At 58.2% G+C, this 24,539-nt stretch carries 18 protein-coding genes and 9 pseudogenes; 9 read left to right on the top strand and 18 right to left on the bottom strand.

Translation table 11 applies throughout. The features are described from left to right. Window positions 1-15: 15 nt before the first annotated feature. Window positions 16-885: pseudogene (locus tag EFQ99_RS35865) on the bottom strand (S1C family serine protease); the annotation flags it as partial. Window positions 886-1,089: 204 nt separating this feature from the next. Beyond that, window positions 1,090-1,332, bottom strand: a pseudogene (locus EFQ99_RS32630) (alcohol dehydrogenase); the annotation flags it as partial. Between the two features lie 16 nt (window positions 1,333-1,348). On the opposite strand from EFQ99_RS32630, the pseudogene EFQ99_RS35860 reads away from it, so the two are divergent. Further along, window positions 1,349-1,489 (top strand): annotated as a pseudogene (locus EFQ99_RS35860) (alcohol dehydrogenase); the annotation flags it as partial. Between the two features lie 151 nt (window positions 1,490-1,640). Here the strand turns inward: EFQ99_RS35860 and EFQ99_RS32620 are convergent. Then, window positions 1,641-2,096, bottom strand: a pseudogene (locus EFQ99_RS32620) (pyridoxamine 5'-phosphate oxidase family protein). A gap of 129 nt (window positions 2,097-2,225) precedes the next feature. On the opposite strand from EFQ99_RS32620, the gene EFQ99_RS32615 reads away from it, so the two are divergent. Beyond that, on the top strand, window positions 2,226-3,047 hold the full coding sequence (locus EFQ99_RS32615) for a universal stress protein (RefSeq protein WP_008534144.1): 822 nt from the start codon (window positions 2,226-2,228) through the stop codon (window positions 3,045-3,047). A 77-nt stretch (window positions 3,048-3,124) separates the two neighbouring features. Here EFQ99_RS32615 and EFQ99_RS36210 read toward each other — a convergent pair. The 4 genes and pseudogenes from EFQ99_RS36210 to EFQ99_RS32595 form a co-directional block, all read right to left on the bottom strand. Beyond that, window positions 3,125-3,963, bottom strand: a pseudogene (locus tag EFQ99_RS36210) (HAD-IC family P-type ATPase); the annotation flags it as partial. A 167-nt stretch (window positions 3,964-4,130) separates the two neighbouring features. Then, window positions 4,131-5,225 carry a nucleotidyltransferase family protein gene (locus EFQ99_RS32605; RefSeq protein WP_012489416.1) on the bottom strand — a complete coding sequence of 365 codons (1,095 nt, stop codon included), beginning with the start codon at window positions 5,223-5,225 and terminating at the stop codon, window positions 4,131-4,133. Between the two features lie 135 nt (window positions 5,226-5,360). After that, window positions 5,361-5,914 (bottom strand): annotated as a pseudogene (locus EFQ99_RS32600) (hypothetical protein). Between the two features lie 127 nt (window positions 5,915-6,041). Then, window positions 6,042-6,716 carry an MreC domain-containing protein gene (locus EFQ99_RS32595; RefSeq protein WP_008534132.1) on the bottom strand — a complete coding sequence of 225 codons (675 nt, stop codon included), beginning with the start codon at window positions 6,714-6,716 and terminating at the stop codon, window positions 6,042-6,044. 817 nt (window positions 6,717-7,533) lie between these two features. Here EFQ99_RS32595 and EFQ99_RS32590 point away from each other — a divergent pair. Next, window positions 7,534-8,751, top strand: a complete 1,218-nt coding sequence (locus tag EFQ99_RS32590; protein WP_164736484.1) for a phospholipase D family protein — start codon at window positions 7,534-7,536, stop codon at window positions 8,749-8,751. An 87-nt stretch (window positions 8,752-8,838) separates the two neighbouring features. Here EFQ99_RS32590 and EFQ99_RS32585 read toward each other — a convergent pair whose 3' ends face one another. The 3 genes from EFQ99_RS32585 to EFQ99_RS32575 form a co-directional block, all read right to left on the bottom strand. Next, a complete protein-coding gene (locus tag EFQ99_RS32585; RefSeq protein ID WP_097603444.1) occupies window positions 8,839-11,532 on the bottom strand; it encodes a UvrD-helicase domain-containing protein in 2,694 nt (897 codons plus the stop codon). A gap of 237 nt (window positions 11,533-11,769) precedes the next feature. Continuing rightward, window positions 11,770-13,011, bottom strand: a complete 1,242-nt coding sequence (locus tag EFQ99_RS32580; RefSeq protein WP_097603443.1) for an McrC family protein — start codon at window positions 13,009-13,011, stop codon at window positions 11,770-11,772. A gap of 5 nt (window positions 13,012-13,016) precedes the next feature. Beyond that, on the bottom strand, window positions 13,017-15,167 hold the full coding sequence (locus EFQ99_RS32575; protein WP_245436895.1) for an McrB family protein: 2,151 nt from the start codon (window positions 15,165-15,167) through the stop codon (window positions 13,017-13,019). Between the two features lie 309 nt (window positions 15,168-15,476). On the opposite strand from EFQ99_RS32575, the gene EFQ99_RS32570 reads away from it, so the two are divergent. The 3 genes and pseudogenes from EFQ99_RS32570 (at window position 15,477) to EFQ99_RS32560 (ending at window position 17,566) form a co-directional block, all read left to right on the top strand. Continuing rightward, window positions 15,477-15,719 carry a hypothetical protein gene (locus EFQ99_RS32570; protein WP_097603451.1) on the top strand — a complete coding sequence of 81 codons (243 nt, stop codon included), beginning with the start codon at window positions 15,477-15,479 and terminating at the stop codon, window positions 15,717-15,719. A gap of 34 nt (window positions 15,720-15,753) precedes the next feature. Beyond that, window positions 15,754-16,649 (top strand): annotated as a pseudogene (locus tag EFQ99_RS35845) (TIR domain-containing protein). Beyond that, window positions 16,646-17,566, top strand: a complete 921-nt coding sequence (locus EFQ99_RS32560) for a site-specific integrase (protein ID WP_245436893.1) — start codon at window positions 16,646-16,648, stop codon at window positions 17,564-17,566. Before EFQ99_RS35845 ends, EFQ99_RS32560 begins: the two are co-directional and overlap by 4 nt. 81 nt (window positions 17,567-17,647) lie before the next feature. Here the strand turns inward: EFQ99_RS32560 and EFQ99_RS32555 are convergent, their stop codons facing one another. The 5 genes from EFQ99_RS32555 to EFQ99_RS36080 all read right to left on the bottom strand — a co-directional run bounded on the left by EFQ99_RS32555 (window position 17,648) and on the right by EFQ99_RS36080 (window position 20,432). Continuing rightward, window positions 17,648-18,592, bottom strand: coding sequence for an Abi-alpha family protein (locus tag EFQ99_RS32555; protein ID WP_097603442.1), 945 nt, complete (start codon window positions 18,590-18,592; stop codon window positions 17,648-17,650). 124 nt (window positions 18,593-18,716) lie between these two features. Next, entirely contained in the window at window positions 18,717-18,944 is a 228-nt protein-coding gene (locus tag EFQ99_RS32550) for a DUF2188 domain-containing protein (protein ID WP_097603441.1), read from the bottom strand. Window positions 18,945-18,953: 9 nt separating this feature from the next. Then, on the bottom strand, window positions 18,954-19,160 hold the full coding sequence (locus EFQ99_RS32545; protein WP_097603440.1) for a hypothetical protein: 207 nt from the start codon (window positions 19,158-19,160) through the stop codon (window positions 18,954-18,956). A 155-nt stretch (window positions 19,161-19,315) separates the two neighbouring features. Further along, entirely contained in the window at window positions 19,316-19,846 is a 531-nt protein-coding gene (locus EFQ99_RS32540; RefSeq protein ID WP_245436892.1) for a hypothetical protein, read from the bottom strand. Window positions 19,847-20,303: 457 nt separating this feature from the next. Further along, window positions 20,304-20,432, bottom strand: a complete 129-nt coding sequence (locus EFQ99_RS36080) for a hypothetical protein (protein WP_280951838.1) — start codon at window positions 20,430-20,432, stop codon at window positions 20,304-20,306. A 122-nt stretch (window positions 20,433-20,554) separates the two neighbouring features. On the opposite strand from EFQ99_RS36080, the gene EFQ99_RS32535 reads away from it, so the two are divergent. Then, window positions 20,555-20,782, top strand: a complete 228-nt coding sequence (locus tag EFQ99_RS32535; protein ID WP_097603450.1) for a hypothetical protein — start codon at window positions 20,555-20,557, stop codon at window positions 20,780-20,782. Window positions 20,783-20,954: 172 nt separating this feature from the next. On the opposite strand, the pseudogene EFQ99_RS35840 reads toward EFQ99_RS32535, so the two are convergent. The 3 genes and pseudogenes from EFQ99_RS35840 to EFQ99_RS32525 all read right to left on the bottom strand — a co-directional run. Further along, window positions 20,955-21,269, bottom strand: a pseudogene (locus EFQ99_RS35840) (hypothetical protein); the annotation flags it as partial. A gap of 78 nt (window positions 21,270-21,347) precedes the next feature. Continuing rightward, entirely contained in the window at window positions 21,348-22,394 is a 1,047-nt protein-coding gene (locus EFQ99_RS32530) for an S-adenosylmethionine:tRNA ribosyltransferase-isomerase (protein WP_097603438.1), read from the bottom strand. Further along, window positions 22,391-23,113 (bottom strand): SDR family NAD(P)-dependent oxidoreductase, encoded by a 723-nt coding sequence (locus EFQ99_RS32525; RefSeq protein WP_097603437.1) that lies wholly within the window; start codon window positions 23,111-23,113, stop codon window positions 22,391-22,393. The genes EFQ99_RS32530 and EFQ99_RS32525 overlap by 4 nt, the downstream gene beginning before the upstream one ends. 85 nt (window positions 23,114-23,198) lie before the next feature. Here EFQ99_RS32525 and soxR point away from each other — a divergent pair. Beyond that, window positions 23,199-23,632 (top strand): annotated as a pseudogene (soxR, locus tag EFQ99_RS32520) (redox-sensitive transcriptional activator SoxR). A gap of 28 nt (window positions 23,633-23,660) precedes the next feature. Then, window positions 23,661-24,179: a hypothetical protein gene (locus tag EFQ99_RS32515; RefSeq protein WP_097603435.1), complete on the top strand. Its 519-nt coding sequence runs from the start codon at window positions 23,661-23,663 to the stop codon at window positions 24,177-24,179. Window positions 24,180-24,539: the final 360 nt, after the last annotated feature.

The raw sequence follows: 24,539 nt of genomic DNA, 5'->3' as shown, positions 1-24,539 counted from the left end.
CGGTAGCGATCCCACAAGCCTTCGAACGTCGGACGCGCCGCGCACCGTCCTTCCGTCGACCATCCGAATGACGTCGCCCGGCTGAATTCCTGCATTTGCCGCCGGTGAACCCGGAAGGACTTCGCTGACCAGCGCGCCCGCCCCTTCATCGACGCCGAACGCCTTTGCGAGACCGGGCGTCAGGTCCTGCGTTAAAATTCCCACCTCGCCGCGTACCAACTTGCCGGTCAGGATGAGCTGCCGCATCACGATGCCGACAGTCTCGGCTGGGACCGCAAAACCGATGCCGATGCTTCCTCCGGCGGGGCCGATGATCGCGCTATTGATCCCGACCACGACGCCGTCCTCGCTTACAAGCGCGCCGCCCGAATTGCCGGGATTGGTCGACGCGTCCGTCTGAATGAATCCTTCGTACCCCTCCGATCCCACGGCACGGCGCCCAAGCGCGCTTACGATGCCCATCGTCGCGGTCTGGCCCAGGCCGAAGGGATTCCCGATCGCCACGACGACGTCGCCGACGTGAAGCGAGGACGCGCTTCCAAACTCGGCTTGAACAAGATGATCAGGTGGAATTTGAACGACAGCGACATCCGTCTCGGGATCGGCGCCGACAAGTTTCGCTTGGAAGCGTCGGCCGTCGGAGAGCGCCACCTCGATTTTTGAGGCGCTTGCTATGACATGCTGGTTGGTGACGATGTAGCCGTGGACCTCGTCGATGACGACACCCGATCCGGCCGATTGGAAGCTGTGCTCTGCCGGCGCAGCGTCGTCAGGTAGTCCGAAGAACTTTCTGTAGAAGGGATCAGCAAGCGTTGCATCCGCGTCGTCGAGTTCCCTGCCCTGCACCGAGATGCTGACGACGCTCGGCACGACACGCTGGAGCATCGGCGCGAGCGACAGGCTGTCTGCAACGGCTGGAGCCGACAATAGGCTCTCACCTGCGATGAAGAGCGCCGCCAAGGCGAGCAACGAACGCGACATCTCTGATCTCCTTGCGGAAGCGCCGCCGGTTGTCGGCGGACGTCTTGACGAAGAAGCTTTTGTGTAGCGCAAGCAAAGCGCATTGATCCTTGTCAAGGGGAACATCGGCTACGGAACGATCACGGCGGCTCCAGAGACACGGCCTGCGCGCAGATCGTCGAGAGCCTCGTTCGCATGCTCGAGGGGGTAGACGCTGGTGAAGCATCTGACCCCTGCCGCCTTCCCGATCGAGAAGAATTCCGCCCCGTCGCTCCGCGTCAGGTTCGCCACCGAGACGACCCGCCGCTCGCCCCAGAGCAGACGATAGGGCATGCTCGGAATGTCTGACATGTCGATGCCGCCGCAGACCAACGAGGCCGGACGGAAGTTCACGCTTGATCTTGGCGCCGTCTGGACCGGGTTTTCCGGTGAAAGGCCGCCGGTGCCGCTCGACGCCGCCATCATCTTCGCGCCGGCCGGCGAGCTCGTGCCAATGGCGCTCGACGTGGTGCGGAAGGGCGGAACGGTTGCCGACCGGCAAAGATCTCGTCTTGAATCAGAGCGCCCGCGCGAAACGCGGGTGCGAGGTGAAATTAGATGTGGCGCTTGGATATAGGCCGCGTAGATATGGCATGTGGTGCTCCGATTGTGGGATGCGGGTTCGGCTCGAGCATCGACGGTCATTCCGTTCTGACTGCACTGCGTCCCGACACGGCCGTGACGGCAATGCCGTAGAAGACATGAGGAGAGCCATCGGGCATGGGGAACTCCTGGGGCTTTATAGAGCCGATTTCCCACCAGTCCGAATACTTTTGGAGAAGACCACGCGTGGAGCCGTTCGCTTTGTCGCGCCTCGCTGTCAGGAAATTCCTCGAACCTGCCTTCGACGACGATGCTCGTCCACCCGCCGGCGCTCGAACGCTGCTCGATGTGTAGGCAGACCTTGTCGTTCCCCGCATCCAGTCGAGCTTCTTGCCGGGCATGGTGAAGCTATAGGCGACGCCGTTGGAAAAGGCGAAATAGATCGCCGCCACGTAGAGCTGCCCATCCTTGCAGCATGCCAGATGACCGAAACGCTCGTTCTCCAGGATGCGGTAGCACTCACCGGGGTTGATCTCCGTCAGATTGATCGTCATGGCCGTGTCCTCCAGCTTCGATGAAGGCGCGATTATAGGAGCTTCATTGCGCCGCGGCCTTGACCAAGCGCAATGCGAACTCTCTCAGCGGCATGCATCATGACGGAAGTTTAACCTCAGGAGGCAAGCATGAAGCCGCAGTTCCATCTCCCGTTGTCGACCTATCCCGACGCGAGTTCCTTCGCCATAATCGACAATGCTATCGGCCTCGCTAGGCAGAATGACGCCCATCTCGTCGCCAGTATCCCACAAGTCCGGATCCCCCAGGTCCATCCGCCCTTTCCCACCGTTATCGATGTCGAGACATGGCGGGGACAAGCAGAACGGTATAGCCGGGACAGCGGGACTTCGCTGCGGGGACACATCGCCGACGCTATTTCGGAAACTGGCTTCGAGGTGCGAATCCACGGATTCGAGGTCAGGGAACCGTTCGTCTATGAACGCTTTTCTGAAATTGCCAAGTGCTACGACCTTTCCATCGTCGAAGCCTCGGAGCTCTCCCGGCAACTCTCCGAAACGCTGCTATTCGGAAGCGGCCGTCCGCTCGTGCTATTTCCAGCCACCAGCGTCTACTCTCGTGTGGACACGATCGCCGTCGCCTGGGACGGCAGCGCCACCGCAGCGCGCGCCCTTTCCAGCGCACGGGTCTTCATCGAACGCGCGATCAAGGTGCAGGTCATCTCGATCACCGACGACAAGGAGATCGACGAGGCGAACCGCGCCCTCCTGATCTCTTCGTTGAAGCATTCGGGACTCGACGTGGATGACGTATCGATCCAGGCAGGCGGCGAGACCGCGACAGGCGCCATCCAATCGGCCGCGCTGGAACGAAAGGCGGACCTTCTGGTCGCGGGCGGATTTGGCCATTCGCGGCTTCGTGAGTTCATCCTCGGCGGCGTCACTCGAGAACTTCTCGTCAAGGCCGAGCTACTAGTGCTTCTCGCCCATTAGAGGGCGCGAAGGGCGTTTAGAATGACCGCGACGTCGATGGCCTCCTAAAGCAATGCCCCGCCGACTGGCGGAAGGTATTGAAGCCGGTCTTCGAGCGTGATCGTGCCAGCCGGCGTGCCGTCAAACACTACCTTGACACGCATTGCGCTGCCTGACCCGTTAGGCGTCTCCTCCGACGCCGACGCGCACGCCATCGACGATTCCGGATCCCGCGGTCTCGGTCACCTCCGATGGGCGGCTCACTCCCAACCCACGTCTATGCGCCTCGTCCACCAGCGCGCGTCCGACCACATGGCCCGACGCCTGGTCCAGCGAGGCGGCCAGCCGCAGGATCCTGTTAGGATGCTCCGATCCCTCGATGTGGCCGACTTCGGGCTGTCCCGCGGTGAGCGTCCCCGTCTTGTCGAACACCGCCACGGTGGCCTGGACGAGTGCCTCGAGAGGTCCCGCACCCTTCACCAGAACGCCCTCCTTCGCAAGTGCGACGGGTACGGCCAGGATCAACGGACAGGGCGTGGCGACGACCAGCACGGCCACGATCCTTGACAGGTCTCCGGACATGAACGCCGAGACGCCTGCAATCGCTACCGTGGCGAACAAGAACCACACCGAGAACCGGTCGGCCAGTCGCATCAGCTTCGCCTTGGAGCGCCTCGATGCTTCCACGAGCCTCACTATTCCGGTATTCCGGCATAGGTGCTGTCTCGGCGCGACTTAGAACGCGGATTTCGATCACGTCCCCCTCGTTCGTAGCGCCACTTGAAATGTTGCCATCCCTCGCGATGCGCACCCTTAAAGGCTCTCCGGTCAGGACCGCCTGGTCGATCGTCGCGACTTCGCTGACGAGAGCCCCGTCGGCCGGTACGACGTCGCCCTTGCGTATCAGGAGCACGTCGCCGACCGCGATCTTCTCGATTGACCCCCTTGCTATGTAGATCAGCGCTTCGCCTGCCCGGCGCTGGCCGGGGCCAGATCTGAGACCGTGCGATGCAGATATTCGGCACAGGACCCCGCAGGACCATATTCATCTTCATTGTCTTCACGACTTCGAATCAAATCAACTGCTTAGCCTTGAAAGACGGCCTATTCTCCAAACGGAAGTTCAATTTCTTCGCCGTTTCTTTTTCCGCCCTCGGTCAGGACCGTGTTGAGCCGCTCGGCATCTTGTGCTGGCAGCATTCCCGCCCCGGTTCGAATACCTTCTCGCCATGTAGGCCCGCGCCTCCATGCTTCGTTGTAGACGAGCGCCAAGTCGGTAGATCGCCTTGTCTGCTGCAGCGCTTCGAAGAGCAGCGCAGCTTGTCGGATGTCCTTCTCACGCTTCGCCGGCCCCTGCCCGTCCGTGTTTCGGCGGCTGGCGACTATTAGCTTGTGGACGGCATACCGGGACGGATCAGGGACGACGACCGGAACACCGCTTCGGTGGAGCAGCATTGTCCTGACGGGTTCCCTTATGAGGAAGTCGAGAAAGCGCAGTGGATCCGCGCTGGCGCCACCAAGAGCGGGCATCTTCGCCGGCTGATCGATGTAGTCATCCGAACCACGGTTCGACGTCAGGAACTCAACCCTGTAGCCGTCGGCATTCTGAAACGCTGACGATACCGCGGCTCCCGATCGATGTGGAACTGGACGAAAGCTGGCGTCGACGCCCTGCAGCAACTCAAGGATCGGAGGCAGACTATCTTCGACCTCCCGACTGATGGCATAGTCCTGGGCGATGTCAGCATCGCCGGTCAGGATCGCAGCCATGGGAAGACGGACACCGAGCAGTCCTGAATAGCACTGAAAGGCCACCGTGCCTATGAGAATACCCCGGAGCCGAAAGAGACCGCCATCGGCAAGAGCCTCGACGATATCGCCCGACATGGCGTCAGGGGCGATCATCCCGCCTTCGCGGGTCAGGGTATTTACCAAGCGCCTGCGAGCGCGTAGATCGTCCTTGTCCCGCTTATGATCAGCTACGCGCTGTGCGATAACCGGATCATCAGCGGAACCGACGTAACGACGTTTCGTACCACCATGTCCATCCGGGATGTCGAAATACCAGTACTTGCGCCCCTTGATGTTTGCCGGGGTGAACCGACCCTCCGGAGGGAAATCGGCCGTCCAAGCGGCGTCGAGCGAGCGCTGACCGAGCTCAGCGAGCATCGTCTGATACATGAGGTCGATGGACTTCATAGCTCGACTCCAGGGTTATACTGTTTTTCAAAAACAGTATAACGGTCGTGAGGATAGGTCGCAAGATAGGATGCCGCCTCTATCGCCTTGAAAGGACACCTGCAACAAGCTTAAAAGGCAGGCAGCGCGTCACGCTCATCGTTCAAACCGCTCCAGCATTTTTCTCAACTGCGCGTTTTGCAACGTTAGCTTTCTGGCCAGCTGATCCCTGAGCATCCTGATCTCGTCATCGAGGCTCATCCCGTTTGCAGTTTGGATAAATTGGGGATCGTCTGCAATCGCCACCGCTTCCTTGCTGCGGCTCCTTTGCTCGCGCGGTGCGACTCGGCAATTCGCTTGAGCCTAGCGGCATCATTCGCAGCGGTGACGTCGAAACCAGTACCACCTGATATAGCGGGATCAGCGACCTCCACGATTTCGGCAACTTCGCCGTCGACCTTGTCGTGGACATCGCTTTCGGCTTCTTCGGAATGCACAGGCTTGAGGGAAATTGCACCGGGTTGACCGTGACGAGGTAGCTCCGCGCCTGCCGGCCGACCATCGCTATTCAGGCTGTCCTCGGCAGGCGTTTCAGTCGGACCAGAACTAGGCAACGCCTCCGGCGAAACCTTCTCGGTCGAGCCGCTTTCTCGCTTTTGTTCGCGTCCCGGTGAGACCAGTCGGGCAAGAAATTTCCAGGGAGACGCCATCTATCCGACCTCGCGTTTTATCCCGCAAGCAGGCAGTAAGTCTTCATTCCGGCAACAGCTCACCGTCGCCAAATTTTATCTCTTGATAAGCATGGAAATGCGGCCGGCGATTGACCAGCTGCTTTTATCAATCGAGCTTGAGCCGTTTGCGCAGATCGGCATTTTCAGCGCGAAGTTTTTCAGCCAGAAGCTTGCGCAGCCGCTGATTTTCCTCTTCTAACTGCAGGAGGTCCGCCATTTCATCGATCGCTGTCATCGGCGCGGCAGGCGCCGGCTGCACAGCCTTTGGAGCGCGGCGCACCGGTGCGCGTTTGGCACTCGCCGCAGCTTCGACCACCTTTGTCTTGCGCCCTCTCCTCTTCACACCACCGGCGCCGGCCAGAGCAGCTGCTGGCTCTGCCGTAGTGTCAGCTGACGCGGTTTCGAGTGCCGCGGCTTTCTTGGCCCTGGGTTTGCGCTGTTTCTTCGGCGTAATTGGCGTTTCGACAACGGCCGGCACATCGGCACTGGTTGCAGTATCAGTCTCGTCGGCCATGCTCGTCTCCTGTGTATCTGATGCAGTTGTCGACGGCTCAAGAGGCGGTGTCAACAACGACTCAGCCTGATCTGGTTTTGGTAGAGAAATTTCGCTGTTGGATTTGCCACTCTGAGAGCTATCCGACAGAAACGGCATTGCCTCTTTGTCTAGGTCGCGAGCGACGGATTTTAGGTCCACGTTGCCCCAGATCGAGTTCGACCTAGTATCGAGTTTTCGTCTGCCGCTTTTGTACTCGACGGCAAAACTGCGTTGCACTTTTTTCAATATAAAAGCCCTTGAAAAATTCACGGGATGATTTGGTGATGGGGTGGTGTATCCGAAATAACGATTACCGGACTGCCCGTCTATAGCCACGCTCGAATGTCCACCTCACCTTTCCAGGAGCAGAATTCGTGGCCAGTCGAATGGGGGATGAGACGGGTGAGGCTACATTGGCCCTGAACGAAGTCAAACCGTACTGATTCAAAAGTTGCACGTGGGCAACTTATCGGCGAGCTTCCTTGTTGTGCATCGCCGGAGTCTTAAAAGATTTTAACTGCCGAACCCTCAATCGAAGAAGCAATGCGCCTGTCAACCTTGTCTTTCTTTGCTCGCCTGCCGGGCCAGTTCCCTTCGATCCATTATGCGATCCTAGACGCACAAATCGGAAACAAACACAGCACAACGCTCGTGTCTGCTGCAATGCCCAACTTCCTTAAGGGATGAACCCCACCCAACTCCATCCAATTGCACTCAGACTCCAGCCGCAGCCGATTCCGACGGTTCGGCTCACCATCCTGAAGCTTCAAGTCTGCGCGCCCATTGGCTTGCCGCATTCGCGGCCACCCAGCAAGCGAGCGTGCGAGGGGACGCGTGCCTCAGGGCGAAATTTGGCTCCCTCGGCGGGTCCAAGGTGTCTTGCGTGTCGCCCTCACAGAACGGAACCAGCCAAGGTAGGCGCCCTTGAGAGGCTATTTTGCCAGGCGATGTCGATTGAGCGGATGGGCGGCAATCAAATCCAAAGACTTCACATGTAAGGCCTTGGTTCTGAGTGTGGGACTTGGGCCGTCGCTTGACGCCGGCTTAGCTTTTGGGGGGAATGATGAAGGTCACGCTGCTTAACGCCGGAACAATGCCAGCCCTGCTGAATCGCCTTATTGGCGACCATGATGAAATCCAGATCGCAGTAGCTTGGGGATACAATGGGAAACTGGCCGATCGATTGATGGAAAACAAGGCGAAATTTCGCTCCGTCACCTTCGGTTTAAACGGCTTTGCGACCTCACCCGATCTTGTTGAGCGGCTAATCGGCACCAAGAATGCCTTCATCGCCAAAGCAGACAAGGGGATCTTCCATCCCAAGCTCTATTTGTTTCGAACCGGAAGTGAAGCTGAAGCCATCGTCGGAAGTGCCAATTTCACGAAGGGCGGCCTCGGCCTGAATCACGAGGCTTGCCTGCACATCGAAGGCTCTGCCAACAATGAGATTTTCGACCAGATACAGAGTGAGCTTTCCGGCTATGATGCACTGAAACAGCCTGTCACCAAGATACTTGCGGATAGCTATCGTCGACAATTCGAGGCCGCTCGAAAGCGGCGCGGCCAGCGCGACCCAATCCTTCCCGACGACAAGAAGAGCGGGAAGGGGCTCATCTCGTCCTTGGCCATGATGAGTTGGGACGAATTCGCGCGGACCGCAAAACTCGACCCCCACCATCATTTCAAGCGCCGCATGAGACTACTTCGCGAAATTCAGCGCCTTTTCGCAAGTGCCGGCCGGTTCTCTGACCTTTCAGTGACAGAATGTAAGGGGATCGCCGGCACGCTCGGCAACGCCGAGAAGGAAGCCGTAGGCCTTGGGGGCCATGATTGGGGCTGGTTCGGCTCGATGGGCGGTAACGGCGACTTCGCCGGTCTAGTAGCGAAGCAAGACCGCCAGCTTGGCGCGGCCTTGGACTGCATCCCCCGGAAAGACCCGGTAATGCTGGAGGATTTCACGGAATATTGTCGCAGATTCCGCAAAGCGTTTGTGGATGCCAAAGCCCATCACATCGGCGAATACCCTACCGCGACGCGGCTTCTCGCCATGAAACGTCCGGACACGTTCGTTTGCGCGAACGGGAAGAACAAGGCCAATTTGGCGAAAGCCTTAAATTTCGCCCCGACAACACTTGCGTTGGAAAATTACTGGGATCGAGTCATTGTGCCGATCCAGTCATCGCCTTGGTATAACGCACCGCGCCCAGACGGGGATGATAGCGAGTTGTGGGATTATCGAGTCGCCATGCTTGACACGATCTATTACGACGAACATGCCTGACCACGCTTACCTCAGCATCCTGACGGCCATGCCGGACATCGATGGCCACCCCGCCCCAAGTCACCTGTGGGGTTGATGTGAGTCGCTTCACCTCCTTCTTCGCAATCTCGACACCGGTCGAACAGGGCTTCGCTCAGTCCGACTGCAATCGGGAAACTGATTGCACCCACAAAATACCGAGCCGTCACGATTGTGGATTTCGATGATCTGGCCCACTAGGCAGGTAGGACACTGGCGTAAAACAGCCCCTTCGGTCGTCTCGAAGCGGACCTCAGCGCCCGCGATCTCGCAAAGTTCGCGGATGTATCGTGACGGCTGGCGGCTGTTGGTGACGATGTACACGCCGCGGCTGGCGCGTGTCAGCGCAACGTAGAACAGGCGCCTTTCTTCGGCGTAGGCAAACGTTTCGGGGCGGGGTATCACCAGATTAAGAAGTTCGTCGTCTTCGACCCGGCTCGGCACACCGTAATCGCCTTCGCTGACATCAAGCAGGATCGTATAGTCCGCTTCGAGTCCCTTCGCCCGATGAAACGATTGGCCGGAAACCTCGATGTTCGCAAAGGACGGTAGGGTTCCTTGAAACGGGTCAACGTGATTGTATCGCCACAGCACCAAAACCTTGAGCGTGGTGCCTGGTGCACTCCGCCATTGCGACGCAATATCATCCAAGAACGCATCAAGCCGCTCGAGAATGCGATGACAGGCCAACCCGAAGTCTGGCCTGCCACCTTTGCCATCGATGGGTATCACCCGTATCGAGCGAGGTACCGCAGCACGTATCGAATGCACCGATTTCGTGATCTGTTCCGGATTCCGTTGGACGAACTTCGCGGCCGTCTCCGCAATGAGCTGGTTGCACCGATAGGTCTGCTCAAGGCGCCCCTGCCAACTGGCTCCGAAATTCGCCTCGAACTGCATGAAGATCGTGATGTCAGAGCCAGCGAAGCGATAGATCGACTGCCAGTCGTCTCCGACCGCGAACACCTTGCTGAACGCCTTCTGCTGCTTGAGCGCCTTGATAAGGTTGGCCCGCGGCTCGGAAATGTCCTGGAACTCGTCAACAAGGATCAGAGAATACGGGCTTTGATATCGGCCGGTCCGGATCAGACTTACAGCATCGGCGATCATCGAGTCGAAATCGATCCGCTGGGATTCTTCGAGTCTCCGGGAATATCCTTGCGTGATCGTCCACACGACGCGCGCATAGAGCTTGCCACGCTCCTTGTCGTGCAGGGTCTTGGCGCGCTCGAGCAGCATTTCGAGCGTCAGATGACTGGCGCGGATATGCTTGATGCAGGTGGATATAAGCTTGTGATAATGCTTGATCACGACCGGCTCGAGGGCCTTAGTGATTTCTTTATAGCTCTTGCGCTCGAAGGGCATGGCGCGCCGTGCCAGTTCCGCTTCAAGAGTGCTGAGCATCGTCTCGCTGCTGGCCTGCGCCGAGGTGGTCTCGAAAAAATCGATCTCTTTCCGGCGATACGCCTGCCGTTTGCTGTCGGCGTGTTGGACATAATCTGCAAAGGGCGAGGTGCCGTCGGCGTCGAGCGCAAAGTGCTCATGCACCGTGTCGGTCAGCGGATAGTAGAAATCGGGATGCAGGTGTCGAAAGGTGCCGTCCTCATTTTCGATCTTGATCTGCCGCTCGTATTCGAACGCGACGGAGTGCAGCCATAACCAGTTGGCGATCTTCTGTTCCTGCAACGATTTGACGGTCACTCCGGAAAGCGAACCTATCGTAGCGGCGCCCTTCCTGATGCGATCCGACACGTAGCGGCGAAAATCCATCTCGACGTCGAAAACCGCGGCCGGCATGTCTGCTTTGGGATGGACCACAAGCAGGTCGCTCCACAATCTGGCAAACTCCAGATCTGTCTCGACAAGGCCTCGGATGATCTCTTCTATTACCTTGGTCTCGCCGCCAGGATGATCTACCCAGTTGGCAAGCTGGGGCGGGCGTCCCTCCACGTCTTCAATTATACCGCGTCCAAGCGCGTGAAACGTCGTGACGCGGCACTCCAGCGCGCTTTCCTCGACCCCGAGCTGTCTCGCAATCCTGGTCCTGAGTTCATCGGCGGCGCTTTTATTGAAGGCGAGAAGCAGAATCTCGTCTCGTCGATAGAGCTTCTTTTCCAACACATAGGCTACCTTGCCGACCATGGTCGCCGATTTGCCGGAACCGGCGGAGGCAACCAGCAGATTATTGTCGTCCAGCCGGATACAAGCCTCGCGTTGCTGATCGGATAGCGATCGCCCATCGAGATGGTCGAAGAAATGCTGGAATTCAAGCAGCTCAGACCTGACGAACGCTTCATTATAGGCGTGGCGAACGCTCGGGTCGGTCAGCATTGCGAACGAAGCCGGTAAAGACTTCTTGAGCCCGACCGGCATGAGTTGTGGATCGAGAAGCGGATGAGCGAGCGCCGCGGCGGCATTGCCGGGCACGCTCGTGATAGCCTGTCCAAGATCGGCTTGCGCGAGATATTGCCGGTTGCCTGCTGTGATTTCTCGAAGTTTGGCATCGACATCGAGCAAGCGCTCTCTCTCGTTGCCGATGAGGCCAAAGAGGTAGGCGTTGATGAATGCATGAACGTCTGCGACTAGTTGTGCCGCAGATTCACCCGTTAGCCCTGACAGGGTTTCCGTTCTGTTGCGTGTGCGGACCTCGACGGCATGCCAGAGGAGAGCCTTGCTAGTGGAAACGGATACGATCTCGAGGCAGCGGAACTCTTCGTCGCCATCCTGACGCAGCCGGACGCTTTCAGGTCGCCCCGAGTCCAAGGTCAGCTTCCAGTTTCTTGAAGAGAACAATCTCGCAAGCAAACTGGGGCGATATGTACGCGCCCGGCCAGAGAACAAGTTACTTAGAGCCACATCCGATATGCCCAGAACAGCGATCCTCGGAACCGTGTAGCATCAACATATTGAGATGTTCCAAATCATCGCGAGGGCGGCAACGAAATGCGCGCCGGCCCGATCCTGCGGCTAGCGAGCAATGAGGGGCGGCACATGCCAACTTCAGCCTGCGAGGAATGTGTACGGAGCCTGCCGTCGCTCCAAGTCGAACGGTAAAACATGCAACAGCAAATTATCTGACAGTTTGAACGGCGCCCGCATCATGGGGAAATCCGACACCGCCGGGTAGACGAGGTACATTTCACCAGTACCACCGAGGTATTTTTGCCCGTACGCAAAGAGCTGATAAAAATCAGCTTGGCTCAGCTCGTAGTTTTTGTCGCGATCATTGCTGAGCCGTTTCCATTTCGCGTCGATAATCCATCGTTGGTCACCACGCCTGACGAGGATATCCGGTTTCATCTGAAACCAATCCTCTCCTTCCTGTGAGCAAAGGTGCATGGCGCCGTGCTGGGGGTGGATCTCGAAATGCTCAGGCGCAATCATTCGCAATGAGCCCAGCACGTAGCGCTCAAACAGCCGCTCCATCGGAAACAGCATGCTCATCCCGTGATAATCTCCGGCAAGCGCGAATGGCAGCCGATGTGTCAGTAGAAGCTCGCATAGCGGTCTGATATCCGCATAGTCAGCCAAATGGCGGTCTCGTCCCCAAAACTTAAGGTCCGCGTCAATGTTCCGGCTTTCCGGAACGTCGGCGAACAGGGTGGAGAGCTCGCGCGCCAGACGCCAGTTATCGCTCGTCATCGATCGTCGCGCGATGTGTTCAATGGCCGAACGAATGAGACGGTTCTCCGGCCTGTCCAGCGAATAGACATCGTGCGTGACGTGAAACATATGCGCGCCGCCTGCTGCGGCGCGAAGCTGCCGGTTGAAATCGAGCCTGCCTCTCAAAAAGGGCTCTCTCGCCTCGATGGAGCGATATGCCTGGCGCGGGCCGCGCCGGGCAAGATCAAGTGCCTTAGCCAGGAAACTAGCGGCCAACCACTCCGTCATCGGGAGATCAAAGGCCTCGATCGTGGCCCCGCCTCCGATTCTTGGCGTGAGATTCAGCGCTTCGGAGACCATATTGAAAAGCAGGCGGCGGGCCTGCGCCACCCCCTCCGATGAACCGATATGCTTTGGCAGGATTTCAATTCGAGTTCCGCACGGTGTCTCCACCACGCCGACATAGTTGCGAAGCTTAAGGGTTCGCGGCCCCTCGAGCTTCACAAGCGATGGCGCCCCTCCCCGATCGCGCCCGTGACGCGCGAGCCATTCGAATGCGCTCGCGGGAACAGTCGCCAGGTCAATCGACCCGGCCGCCTCATCGATCGTAAGCCTGGCAAACTCCCTGACGGTCAACATGCCAACTAACCGATGATTTGCTGATAGGCCGACGGTCTGTTGAGGGCCTCGGCGTTTAACCGCCAGACTTTGTTTGTTGGCACGGAAATCTCGCCCGCCCCAAACAGAGAGACGGAGCCATCAGCACTCTCGACGATGAACCGGTCCGCCGGATCCACTTTTCGGTGATCATTCAAGACGAGGCGGATACGCTGCCAATCGTCAAAGAAATACTCCTTCAAAAGGGGCAGAATACGCCGGGAAAAGAGCTGTTTCAGTTGGCCAACATCGTCCGCGGCTTCAAGATGCAGGAAGTAGGCGTGGCCAAGTCTGTGTTCCCGGTCGAGCAGTGCCTCAATGCGAGCGTTCATCACACTCAGTAAGGCGCCTATGTTAACTCCAGCGAGCTCGATCTCGTCCAAGGTTTCAGGTTGTGGCTCGATTTCCTCGAACACGAAGCGCCGGCGCAATGCCATGTCGATCGAGGCCAAAGAGCGATCTGCTGTGTTCATCGTGCCGATAATATGTACCCCGACCGGGACTCCGAAGGGAGTTTTGGAATAGGGCAGCATCGTCGTCAGTGCTTCGTCAGCGCCAAGCCGCTTCGATGGTTCTATCAACGTGATGAGTTCGCCAAGGATCTTGGAGATGTTGCCTCGGTTGATCTCGTCGATGATCAGTACCTTCTTGCGTTCATGATCTTCGGGCCTGGCTTCGCTCGCGATCAGCCGCTCGACGATTAGCGGGATAATGTTGTTATAGCCATTCACAAGGAACTTCTCGAGACGGCTGTCGGGTACCCGATCGAAGACGAGCTTGTCGCGAATATCTGCGATTGAGATGCGGCCCTGGCGAACCAAACCCGCGAGTTCATCGAGAAGTTCCCATGGAAGCGGTAAGCTCGAACCGTTCGGCTTTTCGAGCCAGAGGATCTCTGGTGTTGACCTCGTGACCACGTAACCACTGGAGAAGCGCTCACCGACGGGGATACGGGCCTGATCGGCTGACGGCTGACAGAGTGCTTTGAAGATACCGTCCTGTACGTGGTAGCGGATCGCTCCGTCGGGAGTCGTCTCGGCTCGCAATCCCTCGACAAACTCTTCATAGCTGAAGCTCTGGTGGAAGGTCACGAAGCGAATAAGCCCCTCGGTAACGAGATCATCGAAACGCTCTTTCAGTGCGTCGCGATCGCTCTCCCGCTTTGCAGCGAACTCAGGATCAAGGATCGCCAGGGCTCGATCGACGACACGATAGGTCTTTCCCGTACCAGGTGGGCCGTAGAGAATCTGATTGAGCGGAGCGGCGACTTTGCTAGCGGAAGCGGGTGTATCGGCCGCCAAAGCCTCGCTCGCTGCGGACTCCTCGATCTCCTGCTCCTTCAGCCACTTTTCCTTGATCTCCTGCTGATAGAAATCAATCGGACCACCGCGCTCCCGCTCGAGGTTGTGCCGAACAGTCAACAGCTCGCGGTCCTGCTCCACCTTCGACATGCGTCGAAGAGCCTGACGGTCAACACCGCCGAGTTCTGAAAGGATCTTCCGGACGTGCCCAGGGCTCGCAATGCGTTCAAACTCGTCTGGAAACATAAGATGCGGCAGGATGTGCCGCAATTGCCGATATCCTTCGTCCGGCACTCCGTCAATCCACTCCGCGAACGCCCAGGGGTCGCCCAGGACAGAATCGCGCTCTGACGCGCTCATGGCTTTCAGTCCGATCATGGATTTGATCAAGAACCGAAGCTCTCGCGGCTTATGGTTCATGAATCCGGGACCAGCTGAACCAAGGCCACGCAAAATGTCGTCGGCCATCAACTCATCGGCGAGAGTGCCCGAAAGGGTCTCTCCTGACCATCCCCATGCGGTCAAGATTGGCCGCCGCTTGGCATCCGGCCCCATGTTCGTGGGAAAAAGGTTTAGTATCCAAAGCATCTCTGCCAGAAGCTTGCAGGTGGCCGGCGACGCATCATGAAACTGGCGCTCGAGCTTGACATGAAAGCTGTCCTTGCTTCCATCCGGCCGACCATTGAAGCAGCGATCTGCTTCGGACAGAGCCTCCGTTGTCCAAAGTGGCTCTTCGCCGAAAAGTGAGCCATCTACCCGCAGGCAGCGGTCGAACCATACGGCGGCGGCCTTTAGCGTCGCCTCAGAGTTCGGATGAAACGGACTGTATCTCGTCATATGCCCCCCAGCGCGCCCGACTATTTGGGCGATCTACCCTGGATACCGAGAGAGGTATATTTTTTGCAATCAGAAATGTTGTGCAGGATAGTTGACCGCTGCTGATCAATCCCACCGATGGCTGTTCCTTATCGGAAAAAGTTGTCAGCGAACTTACTGCGGCGACCAAGGGCCCTACGACAGAATTTCAAGAGAGGATTTTCCCGTCGCCTTGAACGGAATCGAACCTGCGACCACCACATTTCCGAGAGCTTATAATGCTGATTATCTATGATAATGTCCTTTATCATAGATATGAAAGGTCGACGAATGGCACCGAGCCGTCAGATGCGAATTCAGCATAAAGTTCACGAGATCGATGCAGCCCTGCGGCTCAACGGCGAATACCATCTCTATCGGGACGAAGATTCTTTCGCTGTTCTGGAAGGGGTAAGGCGCATGCACCAGTTGTCACAACTCACCGTGATTGAACCGCCTGGACGCTTCGGCGGTGAGTACGTTCTTCGGCTGGTGCGGGAGCCAACGGGTGATGATCCCCAGATCGAGCAATAAGTTTGAAACGCTGGCACAGACAGGGAGATAGCTAGTGGATGATCATGTCGAGGTGCTGAAACTCCCTCCGTTTCCGTCACGGGCCTTGGTCATTGCGTCGGTCAATATGCTCAAGGTTGAAGGGCATGATGGTTTCGAAGCTATGCGCCTGGAGTGGGATCTGCAGGATACTGATGCAGGAGGGGGGCGACGCTTAGTGCGCGGGCGACCTCGCTAGCGACCTATGTGCTTCGCGATCCGGAGCTTCGTACCCCTGACGGAATCCCGCTGCAGTCTGTCATCGTTGCCAGAGCTGGCGAGATTTATCGCCGTGGTTGGGTCAGCAATATCGGTGAAAGGGAACGAAACGCATTTAAAAGCGCTTCCACCGCTGCAGGTTCCATGAATGATGTTTCCGAGAGCGGGATCATCTCCACCGAGGACTACGGCGATGGAGTTTTTCCTGATTCAAGCGTGAGCAAGCCGAGGTCCACCATGCCTGCGTCCAACAAGGTATTTATCGTGCACGGCCATGACGAGGGCGCTTTGGACAAGCTGGCCCGGTTCTTGGAGAAGTTGAAGCTCGACGTTATTGTTCTCAAAGAGCAACCGAACCAGGGCCGCACCATCATCGAGAAGTACGAGGACTGTGCCGGTGAGGTCGGTTTCGCAGTGGTGCTCCTCACACCCGATGACGTGGGATCATCTGTGGCTGCGCCTGGCCACGCGCAGCGCGCGCGCCAGAACGTGATCTTTGAACTCGGATACTTTTCTGGGAAATTGGGGCGCGGAAAGGTCTGTCTGCTGCGCAAAGGCGACGTGGAAATTCCGTCGGACCTATTCGGTGTCGTCTATACCGATATGGACTCGTCCGACGGCTGGAAAATGGCTCTTGTGAAAGAGCTCAAGGCGGCCAAACTGGAATTCGATCCCAATCGGGTGTGGGCATGAGCCAGGTTGTGCCCAGTCAGCCACGCTTCTATGCGCTTCCTGCGATCGTCGCCTTGGATGATCTTGGCAGCCGTCGATTCCTGGAATTCTTCACGGCACAGATCCGCAATCCAAATACCCGTCGCTCTTACGCCAAGGCAGCCGTCGAGCTTCTGCGGTGGTGCGAACACAGCGGTGCCCGATCGCTGGACGCCATCACACCCATCCACGTCGCCGGCTGGGTCCAGGAGCTGACTAGGAGCCACGCCGCACCAACGGCCAAGCAGCGCCTGGCCGCCGTGCGGCACCTTTTTGACTGGCTAGTAACGGGCCATGTCATGCAAACCAATCCCGCTCATTCCGTCCGTGGACCAAAACATTCCCGGAAGAGGGGCAAGACGCCGGTCCTGGCTCCGGAGGAAGCCCGCCAGCTGCTCGACAGCATCCCGGCCGACACCCTGATCGGCAAGCGAGATCGGGCGCTGATTGGCTTGATGACCTACACCTTTGCGCGGATTGGTGCCGCCTCGAGCATGGAGGTGAAGGACGTGTATCCGCAGAACCGGCGCCTATGGGTGCGTCTACATGAGAAGGGCGGCAAGCAGGTGGAACTGCCCTGTCATCATACGTTGGAAGCCTATCTCGACGACTACATGGCTACAGCGGGCCTGAAAGCGGATCTGCGTGCGCCGCTGTTTCAGACGATCAAGAGGCACAGGACGGCTATCTGGATCAGGCCCTCGCGCAGGCCGAAGCCTATGCCATGGTTCAACGCCGGGCCATCGCCGCCGGCATCAGCACGGCCGTTTGTAATCACACCTTCCGCGCCACCGGCATCACCGCCTACCTCAAGAACGGTGGGACGCAGCAGAAGGCAGCCAACATTGCCAATCATCGTCAACACGCACGACCCAGTTTTACGATCGCCGCAGCGATGACGTCAGCTTGGATGAGATCGAGCGGATCCTCATTTAATTTGCCTTGTCTGCGAAGGATCGTTGCGTCGGAAGAGTACGGCATTACTGATGGGCCTCGTCTAAAAGGCCGCACGCTTGTGCCAATCGTGTTCCGAACCCCGTAAACATTACGGGAAGCTCGAAAGAGTTCTCTGTCGAATGTTTTGGCAGCAATCCTGGTAGCTTCGCATCCTGTGCCTCCGCCTGCTGCAAAATCTCGAACCGCTGTACGAGATTGTTTAGAACTTGAAGCAGGTTACGCTCGTTGATGTTAGCGATGTTCGGAAGTGCCGGCATGCGAAGCGGCAGTGGAACGCGTTCGATTACACCTTGCCGAAGGAGATTGTCCGCCCAGCCTGAATTAGGAAGTTTGTGCAGCTCATATAGAATAGCCTTGTCTTCTAGCGTTCGGTGCGCTTTCCGGCGTGTCTCCGCATTAAAACGTCTTGCCTCTTCTACCGCTTCGCGCTCTTCATCGGTCGCTTTTTGGAAATCTCGGGGCAGGGCTATTCGCACAAGCCGTTTGAGTTCCGCATCGGTGCGGCGCTTGCTTGCCAAAAAATCGATGATTTTGGCATCTGAGGGAGAGAGGCTTTCCAGTACACTTATGAAAGGTCGTTCAGCGGTGATCGCTGATTTTGGGTCCAGCACCTGAGTGAAGGGTCCCGCCCACAGGTCTCGCAGGTTTTCATCATCAGCCAGCGACATGCCATTCATTAGCATGTGCAGCTCTTCTTCCTTCGGGGGCGTGATGGCTTCAAGCTCCACGCCAGCGGCATCGAGATTGGCACGAACTTGGCTGAGCCCGAGCTGCGCATTTTGCTCACGCTTCCGGCGAACACGGTCGGCATAGATCCCGATTTTATCGGCGAGAAGACTGCCAGTTACTTTAGCGGCAGGGTGCAGCAAAGCGGTGATGATCTCCGCGAGGCTGCGATCGATTTCCTTGCCTATGCTGACATCTACAGAGACCGCAGGCTTCGAGTTGGCGTCATTACTTTCGGTCATTCATCGTCTCATTGAGCACCAAAAGATTTTGTTCATAGCCCGTCCAGCAGGTGCAAGAGGATCTTGCACCTGCCTTCGCAGATGACGTTACGGCCGATTGGGAGGCTTCGGCCGTAGCAGGGATTTAGCCCTTGGATGACCTCGGGTCATGACCATGGCTGTCGGAGCGCTGAATGGCGCCGTCCTTGCCATGGATCTGCAGTTCCGTCTGCTGGTGCTGGCTGATCGGCCGGGCGAGCTTTTCCGCTTCGGCCTTGGTATCCGTGCGGTGGCTGGCCTTCTGGTCGCCGTCGCGCTTCACCTGCCAGCCACCGTCCTTGTGGGGCATTACTCGATGGGTATCACGTGCCATGGTCTTACCTCACATATAGTGGCGGATTGCCGGCAGGTCTGCAGGCGGAACGTCAGGGAACTTCTGGCCGGTGATGACCTCGCTGACGCGGCCCTGGTTCAACTCGCCGAGGCGGGCTGCGATCTGGGCCTGGTTGAGGGGGCTGTGTGCCCAGAGACCCTTGATCTTCGAGGCGAGGATCGGGGTCAGCCGGGGGCTGCTATTACGATGCTTCATGCGGTTTGAACCTCTCTAGGTCTTGACAAAGGCCCTCGACAACGCACTTTTACGTTTGCGGACTAAAAGGCGTTCACCGTTGTCAAAGCGGTGGTGTCGAAGGGAGTTCCGTTTCGTCGGAACTCCCTTATAATATAGCAAAATCCTCAAAAAAATCAATCTACTAGCGCCGATTTTCGGTGCGTTTTGATGCTTTTTGATCCGCCTTGATAGGGAAGCGGGCGGACCTTCTTGTCCTGGCGATCGCGTTCAATGCGTCGTTTTCGGGCCAGGTTTTCGGTTGTGCCGGAGCGACGACCGCCAACGATCATGCCTTGAGGTTGGGCCGTGGCCCGATAGATCTCGGCCCATTTGGGGTCGCAGCCTGCGAGAACGTAATTGCGCATCACGGCGGCCGGACGCTCGGTAATCATAATGGCCTTTGCGTCGTGAATACCGTTGCAGCAGCGTTCGACCCAGCGCCATAGCTTCTCTTCGAAGGCCTTCAGGCAGCCGGGCGGCAGATGAACGATCCAGTGAACGTGAACGTTATGATCATCACCTGGCTGGAGAGTAAGGAAAGGCGCGTCGTCTCTTACGTTTTCGAAGGCATAGGCGCCGGTGGCCTCATGACGAAGTGGCGGGGGGAGTTGGCGCGTCGTCCATTTGCCGAAATGGTTCTGTCTGATTTTGGCGAAGGCCTTCACGGCCTCACGCGGATCGCAACCGGTGCAGGCGAAATTGATGGTTGCGTGAGTGTTGAGCGGCCGCCCGATGCGGCGCGCCTGCTCGTCGATGTAGTAAAGGCTTCTTGCCGCTTTTCGGCCGATAAAAAGGCTCTGCAGATGATACCCCTAAGAAAGTCTTAACTCGGCGCCTCTTTATCTAAGCTGTGGCGCACTGTTGCTGTCTCAATATAGGAATTGGTTGTGGTTCGCGGAATACGCGCATGGCGGTTCTTTCTCCGTTTCCCGATAAATTTTGACGATATCAACAGTTTGTTTCGATAGCGGAACAATTTCTGACATTCTAAGCTGTCCATTACTCATCTGATGGCGGCACCATATGTGCCAGGTCGGCAGGTTCCCCTCACCTTCCCCACGTCAATCCTCCGCACCTGAAAGCGGGCCGCGTGTCCCGCTTTCCCGCTGACGCGGCCGGTGCTCACGCATAGACGCGCCGCCAGAAGATCAGGCCGATCAGCACGATCCCGATCAGGGCGGCCAGGGTTTGCCCGTAAAAACCGACGCCCTCGATCCGCATGTTGAAGATAACCAGCTCAAGTTTATTCATTATATCCACAGCAGGCTCTGATTGATGAAGGCAAGGATGAGTGACCTGTCTTCAATCAAAATGAGAGATGTTCATCTATGGAGATTCTGATACCATCCATGTCATCAAACGGAGTGGGCGTTGTGGCTGTAACAAGTTTGGTCCCTGATGCGCTGTACTGGGCGCGCTCATCGAAGTATTTCGAGGGCAAGATTACGGTAGTACAGGTCTCTACTATCTTCGGCGCAGAACCCGACTACTGGACGTTAGCACTCCTCGGCACTGATCAGCACGCCATGCCGGACGATTTCGAATTTATTGGGCCCGCCGAACACCCGGCGAAATATCCGCTGCGTCAAGCCGCCGAGTAGCCCGCACTGGTGCGGCATCTTCATAGGTGGATTTAAGGCGGTGGCAATTAGAATTGTCGCGGCAGGACATCGGCGTAGGGCCTAGACGCTCCGGTCGCATCTTATGCGTTCGCCAACTTCCTCGGTTGCGCGCCCTGATGGGAATCGAACAACCGCGGCGCCGTGGCTACCATTAGTCAGCAGCAAATCTACTGAAAATTCCTGCCCTGATCTTCAGGGTATCGATATCAAAGGTCCGGCACAAACATATCTCCGAGCCGAAGCCCCGGCGCCGGCCGTTCGTGAGAATCCGGGCTGCCTGAAGAGCCGTGCGCGAACACGTCGCCGCCGCGTCCGGTCGGCGCCCAGAATTTACTGTCGCGCCCGGCAGGCACGACAGATCGGCCGAGAGATCGAAGATCTACTGAGCGACGAGGTGTTCCACGTCGGCCTCCTGCTGTATCCTGCCATTGATCACGATGACGCCGAGCACCACCTTGCGCGAGCGAGCCGATGTTCCAACCGGCCTTACGCGACGCTTCAGTGCCGCCAGCCAAGGAACGGCGATGCAAACTGCTTTATCCATCTAAGGTTCGCGCCAATTAGGTGGCGGTTGACGGTTAAGCAGCATGGAATCGCCGAATTCATGCGCACGATAACCGTATGCAGTTAGAGCGGTGGAGGCACTGGCGAGGAGGCTGTCGTCGGCGAAGGCGCGCAACAGCTCGAAATGGCTTTCGCCCAGCTGGTGGACGCCAGTGAGAACCGCATCGACGACGCGGAGCGGAGTGCCCCGTGCGATACGCCCTGTCGCAATACCATCTCCGGCACGCACGCTGCCATCGGGATTGGCGGCTGCTTCAAGTGCGCGCACGACGCTCGTGCCGATCGCGATGATGCGACTGCCCTTGAGCTGCGCCCGCGCTACCTGCGCCACGGTACATTCAGGGATGTGGTACGGCTCGTCGAAGGGAAGGCGCGAGTCGAGCGCGGGATCGCCGGTGGAAGAAATGCCGGCGGCATGCGTGAGTGTTGCAAAACCGATCTCGCGCCGACGCCAAGCTTGCAGTGTGCGCCAGTCGAGCGCGAAGGAAGCCGATGGCGCCTCGAACGCGACCGGCCGGGCGGCAATTCTCGTCCAAACATCCCACAGTGCCAGCGGCTCCGGAACATGCGCGTATTGAATCGGCCTACCATGCTGCGCCAGTCCTGCAAACATGGCTGCTCGGGTGCCTTGGAAGCTAAGCTCGAGAAGGCGAGGATGGTCGAGAATGCGCTTAACGACGGCTTGAAGTGGGCCGAGCTGGAGGCGATCGCCTGATGACAGCGCAGGGGGCGGCAGCCGATCTTCCGTGCGGGTGCGGTGATCGCCCGAGCCGAAGACGATCGCAAGGAAGCGGACTGGAGCGGAAGGTGACAGCCAGCCGGCTAAGCGGATCTCGATTGTCTTTCCACATTGGAGATGCGTGCCGTGCAGGCTGGCAGGCAAGGTCGCAGCGTCGTTGGCGACAACCAGATCGCCAGGATCGAATAACGTCCCGAGGTTAGCCCGCGGCAGGTCGCGCATCGTGCCGTCCGGCTCCACGACGAGCAGCCTGGCCGATTGCCGATCGAGCCGATCAGCGGCGATCACGCGTGGGCTCCGGCGGCAAGCGCATCGTGACTCGGCAACGCGTCGAGCATCTTTTCGATGATCTCGGCAGCGGCCAGTTCCGGATCTTTCAAGGTCGACCGATCGGCGTCTGGTAGCGCCAGCGCGTGCAGCGGGGTGTCCATATCGCCCGGGTCGAGGGCAAGAAACCTTATTCCATCTCCTTTCGCCTCCGCGTCCCAAATCGCCGTCAGATGGGCAAGCGCTGCCTTGCTCGCGCCGTATGCGCCCCAGCCGGGATAGGCGTTGACCGCCGCGTCGCTGGAGATGTTGATCACCAGCGCGCCGCGGCCCTCGCGCGCCGACGTGGCAAGCGCACCGAATAGGGCTTTCGTCAGCCGGAAGGCGCCAAGCAGGTTGACTACGAGGGCCGCTTCCAGCTCCTCGCACTCCGTGTCGGCAAGAAGCGCCAGAGGCACAGGACCGAGGCTCGATGCATTGTTGATCAGGACGTCGACGCCGCCAAGATTGGCACTGATCTGCATCGCGATCGGATAGATGTCTTCCTTCTTGCCGATATCGGCGACAATGCCGTGCGCACCCGTCTCGGCTGCGACGCGTCCGACATTCGCGGCGGTGCGGGCGACGAAGGCAACGCTCGCACCCTTCTCGGCAAGCTGCCGCACAAACGCCAGTCCGAGGCCGGAAGTGCCGCCGGTGATCCCTACGCGAAGTTCTTGAAGATCGATATTCGCCTGCATTGCGGTGCTCCTTCAATGGGTACGCCTAACTGCTACAAGTTCAAGTTAACTTGAAGTCAAGAGAGCTTCGTGCTTTTATTTGTGCATGGATCCGATGCTAACCATCACCGACGTGTCGCGGCGCAGCGGCATTGCCTCATCAGCTCTGCGCTTCTATGAGGAGCGTGGGTTGATCGCATCCGAGCGCGCCGGCTCGGGACATCGACGCTATCACCGGTCTGCATTGCGGCGGATCGCTTTCATCGTCTTTGCACAGCGGATCGGGTTGACGCTTGAGGAGATCGGCGCCGAGCTCGCCAAGCTGCCGGCCGATCGCGTACGTCACGTCGGGATTGGTCGCAGTTGTCGAGCGTGTGGGCAAAACGTATCGACCAGCGCATAGCCGAGTTACAGCGCCTGCGGTCCGGTCTTGGCGAATGCATCGGTTGCGGCTGCCTGTCGATCGACCGATGCCGGTTGGCGAACCCTGCTGACGTGGCAGGACGCAAAGGCCCGGGGGCGAGGTATTGGCTCGGGTGAATGAGCCTCCAACAATGACGAGGTCTTGATGCTAGACTCTCTCGGCCTGCTCACGCAATCCGGCGACCATACCATCTCCAGCCTGATCAGCGCGAACTCCCGACGCGTGGAGGCGCAGCGCCAGCAGGACATCCTGGCCAAGGGCCGTATCAAGGATGTCAGGGCCCTGTCGGATACGCTTGAAGAACATTTCGGGCCGACAGTATGGGGAAAGACGCTGAATTACCGCCTCAATGCCGACGCCTTGTGGGGCACGATTGAGGCTCTAAGACTCACGCAGCCAAAGGATCTTTTCCAGGTCCTGTCGCCTGCGCTGCTTCAAGCAACCGTGAAGAGAACTATTCCAGCATTTTCAAAATACCTGAAGGCCACCGACCAGCTCCGGCCTAAAATGGTCGTCGAAAGTTGCGATCTGTTCCTGGTCGCGCTGCTCAAGGGATCTCACGCGACAATAGCGGGCCTTCCCAAAACCAACAGGGGACCGGCAAAGCGCCATCTCTTCTTCGCAACCGCTTTTGTCGAATTTGAAGCGTCTCAGGAAACGTAATCGCTGCTGCCGCCAGAACCGGATGAACTGTCCTCATTTCATTCGACGCTCTCGGCCAGGCTCGTGTTTGAATTTCAACCGTGAACGTTCGCTTGGCGGGAAGCAGCCTGTTTTCGTTGTTCGGCATCGTCCTCACTCCGGGGCCCACCTCCGGGTGCACGGCGATCACCTCCGACCGTTAAGAGCAATGTGCAATGATTATCGGCTGATGGCGGACATCGCTTCGATTGTCGGTAAGCGACAAGCTGACCCCATCTGGCGTCAGTAGCGTTGGCCGCTGTATTGCGGACAGACGATTCACAAACTGTGAGCTTCTATGTCTGCGCCTAGCTCTGGAACTAGAAACTTCCATATGATCGA

The organism is Rhizobium vallis, assembly GCF_003985155.1.
In the GTDB taxonomy this organism is placed as follows: Bacteria; Pseudomonadota; Alphaproteobacteria; order Rhizobiales; family Rhizobiaceae; genus Rhizobium; species Rhizobium vallis.
This window is presented reverse-complemented; position numbering and strand designations above follow the sequence as displayed.

Excerpts from the sequence above, each read along its gene's own strand:
- EFQ99_RS36080 (WP_280951838.1), bottom strand. The coding sequence starts at position 20,432 with ATGAATAAACTTGAGCTGGTTATCTTCAACATGCGGATCGAGGGCGTC.
- EFQ99_RS32515 (WP_097603435.1), top strand. The coding sequence starts at position 23,661 with ATGCTAGACTCTCTCGGCCTGCTCACGCAATCCGGCGACCATACCATC.
- EFQ99_RS32550 (WP_097603441.1), bottom strand. The coding sequence starts at position 18,944 with ATGGCACGTGATACCCATCGAGTAATGCCCCACAAGGACGGTGGCTGG.
- EFQ99_RS32605 (WP_012489416.1), bottom strand. The coding sequence starts at position 5,225 with ATGAAGTCCATCGACCTCATGTATCAGACGATGCTCGCTGAGCTCGGT.
- EFQ99_RS32555 (WP_097603442.1), bottom strand. The coding sequence starts at position 18,592 with ATGACCGAAAGTAATGACGCCAACTCGAAGCCTGCGGTCTCTGTAGAT.
- EFQ99_RS32525 (WP_097603437.1), bottom strand. The coding sequence starts at position 23,113 with ATGCAGGCGAATATCGATCTTCAAGAACTTCGCGTAGGGATCACCGGC.
- EFQ99_RS32560 (WP_245436893.1), top strand. The coding sequence starts at position 16,646 with ATGAGCCAGGTTGTGCCCAGTCAGCCACGCTTCTATGCGCTTCCTGCG.
- EFQ99_RS32590 (WP_164736484.1), top strand. The coding sequence starts at position 7,534 with ATGAAGGTCACGCTGCTTAACGCCGGAACAATGCCAGCCCTGCTGAAT.
- EFQ99_RS32580 (WP_097603443.1), bottom strand. The coding sequence starts at position 13,011 with ATGTTGACCGTCAGGGAGTTTGCCAGGCTTACGATCGATGAGGCGGCC.
- EFQ99_RS32570 (WP_097603451.1), top strand. The coding sequence starts at position 15,477 with ATGGCACCGAGCCGTCAGATGCGAATTCAGCATAAAGTTCACGAGATC.
- EFQ99_RS32615 (WP_008534144.1), top strand. The coding sequence starts at position 2,226 with ATGAAGCCGCAGTTCCATCTCCCGTTGTCGACCTATCCCGACGCGAGT.
- EFQ99_RS32545 (WP_097603440.1), bottom strand. The coding sequence starts at position 19,160 with ATGAAGCATCGTAATAGCAGCCCCCGGCTGACCCCGATCCTCGCCTCG.
- EFQ99_RS32575 (WP_245436895.1), bottom strand. The coding sequence starts at position 15,167 with ATGACGAGATACAGTCCGTTTCATCCGAACTCTGAGGCGACGCTAAAG.